Source organism: Hallella faecis (assembly GCF_018789675.1).
GTDB lineage: Bacteria > Bacteroidota > Bacteroidia > Bacteroidales > Bacteroidaceae > Prevotella > Prevotella faecis.
Genome location: NZ_JAHKBE010000011.1, coordinates 66791 through 73112 on the forward strand (window position 1 = coordinate 66791; position 6322 = coordinate 73112).

General features: G+C 53.9%; 4 protein-coding genes. 1 reads left to right on the forward strand and 3 read right to left on the reverse strand.

The window, feature by feature from the left end:
- Positions 1-18 precede the first annotated feature (18 nt).
- Complete coding sequence (recA, locus tag KM934_RS04535) at positions 19-1068, forward strand: recombinase RecA (protein ID WP_215759432.1); 1050 nt, start codon at positions 19-21, stop codon at positions 1066-1068.
- 229 nt (positions 1069-1297) lie between these two features.
- Here the strand turns inward: recA and KM934_RS04540 are convergent, their stop codons facing one another.
- From KM934_RS04540 to dxs, 3 genes are read right to left on the reverse strand one after another with little or no spacing between them, the layout of a single operon-like run.
- Positions 1298-2752 (reverse strand): TrkH family potassium uptake protein, encoded by a 1455-nt coding sequence (locus KM934_RS04540; protein WP_215759433.1) that lies wholly within the window; start codon positions 2750-2752, stop codon positions 1298-1300.
- Between the two features lie 23 nt (positions 2753-2775).
- On the reverse strand, positions 2776-4113 hold the full coding sequence (gene trkA, locus KM934_RS04545; RefSeq protein WP_215759434.1) for a Trk system potassium transporter TrkA: 1338 nt from the start codon (positions 4111-4113) through the stop codon (positions 2776-2778).
- On the reverse strand, positions 4110-6002 hold the full coding sequence (dxs, locus tag KM934_RS04550; protein WP_215759435.1) for a 1-deoxy-D-xylulose-5-phosphate synthase: 1893 nt from the start codon (positions 6000-6002) through the stop codon (positions 4110-4112). Before dxs ends, trkA begins: the two co-directional genes overlap by 4 nt.
- Between the last annotated feature and the right edge of the window lie 320 nt (positions 6003-6322).

Genomic DNA, 6322 nt, shown 5'->3' on the forward strand with positions numbered 1-6322 from the left:
TCCATATAACTTATTGATATGGCAAAAACAGAAGAACAACTGGCAGCGGAAAAGGCCGCACAGCAGAAAGCGGAGAAAGACGCGAAGCTGAAGGCGCTCCAGGCTGCCATGAGCAAAATAGAGAAAGACTTCGGAAAGGGCTCGATCATGCGCATGGGCGACGAGAACATCGAGGCTGTCGACGTTATTTCGACAGGCTCCATCGGGCTCGACGTGGCATTGGGCGTGGGCGGTTATCCCCGCGGACGCATCATCGAGATCTACGGTCCGGAGTCGTCAGGTAAGACCACACTGGCCATCCACGCCATCGCTGAGGCCCAGAAGAAGGGCGGCATCGCCGCTTTCATCGACGCTGAGCACGCTTTCGACCGCTTCTATGCCGAGAAGTTGGGCGTGGATGTCGACAACCTTTGGATTTCACAGCCCGACAACGGTGAGCAGGCCCTGCAAATCGCCGACCAGCTCATCAGTTCATCGGCTGTCGACATCTTGGTGGTCGACTCTGTGGCTGCCCTTACACCGAAAAAGGAGATTGAGGGCGGCATGGGCGACTCGGTAGTGGGTCTGCAGGCCCGACTGATGAGCCAGGCCCTGCGCAAGCTCACATCGACCATCGCAAAGACCAACACCTGCTGCATCTTCATCAACCAGTTGCGCGAGAAAATCGGTGTGATGTTTGGCAATCCGGAGACCACCACTGGTGGTAACGCCCTGAAGTTCTACGCCAGCGTGCGCCTCGACATTCGTCGCGTAACGAGCCTGAAGGATGGCGACAACATCATCGGCAACCATGTTCGCGTGAAGGTGGTGAAGAACAAGGTGGCTCCTCCCTTCCGCAAGTGTGAGTTCGACGTGATGTTCGGCTGCGGAATCAACAAGATTGGCGAGTTGGTCGACCTCGGTGTAGAGTACAACATCATTCAGAAAAGTGGCAGCTGGTTTAGCTACAACGGCTCCAAACTGGCACAAGGCCGCGACGCCACGATGTCGTTGCTGCGCGACAACCCCGAGCTCTGCGAGGAGTTGGAGGGCTTGGTTATGCAGGCCATCAAGGACCAAGACGCATAAGTCATCATAGGCTCGCATCCTTACGGAAACGCGATAGATGCCTCTTCGCGAGGCTCAACGAAAGCGAAGCCATAAACGCAGGATGACGAACCCATTCGATAAAGGCGCATCAGGAATAACACCTGATGCGCCTTTTTTATTTAGCAATTGCTTGAAAGATCGTTCATCTGTTGATCCAAAAGCACGAGTTGACCATCACACGGATGAGGGATTGACCCCTCTCATCCCATCAGTTCTCTCTCCAGAACTGCGGAGTGAGTATCATCAGAATGGAGAATATCTCCAAACGGCCAATCAGCATCAAGGCCGACGCCACCCACTTGGAAAGGTCGGGCAAGTCAGACCAGGCTATATGGTTCGTCGTGCTGAACATCAACGATGGTCCCGCATTGGCCAAACTGGCGATAGCTATGGAGATGGAGTTCTCCACATCGATATTGTCGGCCATCAGGATAGCGACGGAAAGGAGCAGCAATAGCAGGTACGACGTAGTGAAAGCCAACAACGACACACGATGGGAGTTGTCCACATTCTGCCCGTCGATCTTCAAAGGCAACACAGCATTGGGATGCAATCGCTGGCGCATCTCGTTCTTGATGATCTTGAGCAACATCACCACGCGGGCACATTTCATACCTCCAGTGGTGCTTCCACCACACGCGCCCACAGCCATGCCTACCCAAAGCACCAGCCAGGTAAGATGATGCCAACGCACCACATCGTCGTTCGAATAACCCGTTGTTGTAATCAACGACACCACTTGGAATATCGATGAGCGGAACGCAAACTCGAAATCGTATCCGTTCCACGCCATGAGTTCCGCCATGACAATGGCGGCGCAACTGAGCACAAAGAAGGTATAGAACTTAAACTCGGAACTTTTCCAAAGGTTGCGCAGCTTCAACTTGGACACGGAGAAATAGAGCAGCGTGAAGTTGACACCCGAGATGAAACAAAAGAATGTGGCCGTGTACTCCAAGGCGGGGGAGTTTTCGAAGATACACTTGTTGTCGATCACAAAACCTCCCGTAGCGGCCGTGGTCATGGCATAATTGATGCCGTGGAACCAATCCATGCCAAACAACATGTAGCAGGCGCAACAACTGGCCGTGATAAACACGTAGACGAGCCAAAGCCACTTGGCGCACATCGACAAGCGAGGGTGCAACTTGTTCTGCATGGGGCCCGTAGCCTCTGCCGCAAACACCCTGGTGCTTCCACCCACCACCGACGGCAGGATGGCGATCGTGAAGAACACGATACCCAATCCACCCAACCACTGGGAGAGCGAGCGCCAGAAAAGGATGCCGTGAGGCAACGCCTCCACGTCATTGATGATGGAAGAGCCTGTAGAAGTGAAGCCCGACACGCTTTCGAAGAAGGCGTCGGTGAAACTGGGTATGTAGCCTCCGAAAAGGAAAGGCATGGTTCCAAATAAGGAGAAAAAGAGCCATGAGAGCGTCACCACGACAAAGGAGTCGCGGCGCGAAAGCCTGTTCTCCGCATTGCGTCCATGGTATTTGAACAAGAATCCGAAGAACACCGTAACCACGATAGACACCATGAACGGCAGGATGTCGTCTTCGCCAAAGACAAAAGCCATTCCCAGGCAGACAATCATCAATAGGGCTTCCAAGAACAGAAGCGATCCCAGAATCTTGTTTATGATTTTAAAGTTGATCACCTTTCAAATGTTTCAGTTTACAATCAAAACATCTTCTCGATTTGTTTCATATTCACATCATGGCAGAACACCACCACGATATCGCCGGGATTGATCTTCGTGTTACCCGAAACGAGCATTCCCTCTCCGTTCCTCACCAGTCCGCCAATGGTCATTCCCTTGGGCAGGCCCAGGTCTTTCACGGGCTTCAGCGTGATGCGTGCTCCCTCCTTGGCCACAAATTCGCCCACATCGGCGTTGGCCTGCATGAGGAACGTGACATTCATCACGTCGGCGTCGAGCATGAGCTGATAGATGCGACTGGCGGCAATGGCCTTCTTATTGATGATGGTTCCTATGTCGAGACTCTCGGCCATACTCGCATAGTCCATGTTCTCCACCACGGCCACAGTCTTTCTCACGCCCAATCGCTTGGCCGTCAGACAAGCCAAGATATTGGTTTCGGCATTTCCCGTGAGCGCCACAAAGGCTTGTGTGTTCCTGATTCCCTCATCCATGAGCAGCGAGATGTCGCGTGCATCGCCATTGATGACCAGCGTTTTCTCGCCCAATACCTGGTTGAGCACCTCACAACGGTCATTATCTATCTCAAACAGTTTGACGTTCAGGTACTCGGGCATGGTCTGTATGGCTCTCACGGCTGTGGCACCTCCCCCCATCACCATCACGTTCTTCACGTCGGCATAGTTCTCCTTGCCCACAATCTTGCGCATGTATGGGATGAAGGGACGTGTGGTCATGAAGTAGGCCAGATCAAAGCATTTCAGCTCGTCGTTACCACCCGGGATGATGGTTTCACCGCTCCGCTTGATGGCCACCACGTGGTACGGGTCGTTGGGGCCGCACAGGTTCTTAAGGGGTTGGTTGAGGATTTCGCAGTTCTCACGCAACTTGATACCCAGCATGACAAGCGCTCCATCGTGCACATCCCACCTTCTTCTGACCCACGACATCTTCAGTCCGCTGTTGATGTCGCGCGCGGCCAGCACCTCCGGATAGATAATGCGGTCTACACCGAGGTTTTTATAAAACGCCTTGATTTCCTCTTCCGCATATTCAGCGTCGCCCACCTTCGCCACAGTCTTCTTGGCTCCCAAGGCGTGGGCCATGATGCAACACACGATATTGGTGTTCTCGTCGGGTGTAACGGCAATAAACAGGTCGGCGGCGGCCGTGTTTGCTTCTTTCAGCGTCTTCACACTGGTGGGCGATCCCTGCAGAGTGAGCAGGTCGTAGTCGAAGCCAATCTTCGCCAGTCGTTCTTGATCGCTGTCGATGACGGTTATTTCCTCTTGGTTGCGCGACAAGAGTCGGGCCAAGTGGGTTCCGATGGCGTAAGCGCCGCAAATGATGATTTTCATTCCTTTTTCAACTCCTTGATTAGCTTCATGATGCTTTCCTTGTCGAATCCGCAGATGTGCTTCAACTGGTCGACAGAGCCATGCTCCACGAAATGGTCGGGCATGCCCAGTCGATGCACGGCAGGTGTGTATCCGTGATCATTCATCCATTCGAGCACCGCCGATCCCATTCCTCCCTCGCGCGATCCGTCTTCCACGGTGATGAGGGTTGAATAATTATCGGCTACCTCCTTGAGGAGCGCCTCATCGAGCGGTTTAAGGAAGCGCATATCGTAGTGGGCCACATCAAGTCCGCTCTCTTGTATGGCAGCTTCCACGTCGTATCCCACTGGGCCAATGGTCAGCACGGCCAGTCCTTGGCCTTTGCGGATGCATCGGCCAGTGCCCACGGCCACCTCCTCGAGGTCGCATTTCCAGTCGGTATCGTGGCATCGGCCACGTGGATAACGAATGACAAACGTGCCCATGCCAGGCTTTTGGGCGGTAAACATGAGCCTGCGCAACTCCTTTCCGTCCATCGGCGAGGCGATGGTCAGGTTGGGGATGGGGCGCAAGGCGGGCATATCGAACGCGCCATGATGGGTGGCTCCGTCCTCGCCAACAATGCCAGCGCGGTCCAAGCAGAGCACCACGGGCAGGTTGAGCAACGCCAAGTCGTGGATGATATTGTCGTAAGCGCGTTGTGCAAAGGAACTGTAGATGTTGCAGAAGGGCTGCAATCCATCCTTGGCCATGCCGCCCGAGAAGGTCACGGCGTGCCCCTCGGCTATGCCCACGTCGAACACGCGGTCGGGCATCTGCCTCATCATGGTTATCATGGAGCACCCTGTGGGCATGGCGGGCGTGACGCCCACAATCTTGGGATTTTGCTCTGCGAGCTCAAGCAGGGTGTCGCCAAACACGTCCTGGAACTTAGGCAGCTTGCCGCAACTGTCGTCCACCAGGCGTTTTCCGGTCTCAGGGTCGAACTTTCCAGGGGCGTGCCACACGGTGGCTGCTTTCTCGGCGGGCTTGTATCCCTTGCCCTTCACCGTATGCAAATGGAGCAACTTGGGGCCCTTCATGTCTTTGAGTTGGCTCAACAGGCGCACCACCTCCTTCACATCGTGGCCATCGAACGGTCCGAAATAGCGGATGTTCATGCCCTCGAAGATGTTTTGCTGATGACTGATGGCGCTCTTGATGGCGTTGTTCAGGCGAATAAGTCCCTTCCGGCGGTCTTCATTGAGGTAGCCTTTGTCGTGCAACCAGCGCGAGGCCTTGAAACGAAGGCGGTTGTAGGTGGCGTTGGTATCGAGATTCAACAAGTATTTCTCCATGCCGCCCACGGCGTGGTCGATGCTCATATCGTTGTCGTTGAGGATGATGAGCAGGTCGTTGGGAGTGGAACTTACGTTGTTGATACCCTCGAAAGCCAGTCCTCCGCTCATGGCTCCGTCGCCAATGACGGCTACAACATGGCGTTGGCTGTCGCCTATTTTCTTCGCCGCCACAGCCATTCCCAGCGCTGCCGAGATGCTGTTGCTGGCGTGCCCGCAAGTGAAGGTGTCGTATTCGCTCTCCACAGGCGTTGGGAACGGATGCAGTCCGCCCAACTTGCGGTTGGTGGCAAACTCCTCGCGACGTCCCGTAAGAATCTTATGGCCGTATGCCTGATGGCCAACATCCCACACGATGCGGTCCTCGGGCGTGTTGAAAACATAGTGCAAAGCTACTGTGATTTCCACCACACCGAGACTGGAGGCAAAGTGGCCGGGGTTGACCGAGACCTCGTCGATGATGTCCTGACGAAGTTCTTGGCACACCTCGGGCAACTGCTCGACGCTCAATTTGCGCAAGTCGGCAGGACTTTGTATTTGACTTAACAGATTGTACTTCTCTTGATCCATGAATTGTAGAATGGATTAACCTTGCAAAGATACAATAAATAAATGATAATGCGCTCAACTAACAACAAAATAATCCCCGTGCGCCTTTTTATTGGCGCATACTCATCGACGCCAGCCCTTTTTGCGTTTCTTGCAACAAATATGCTGCTTTTCGGAAGAAAAAAACGATGAATTCATTTCATTCTCGACCTTTTTGCATTATCTTTGCAGAAGATAGGCGGCGTTCGGCAATTCGAAAGCAAGCTTTCATTGCGCTCACTGGCACTATCTTTGCAGAAGATAGGCGGCGTTCGGCAATTCGAAAGCAAGCTTTCATTGCG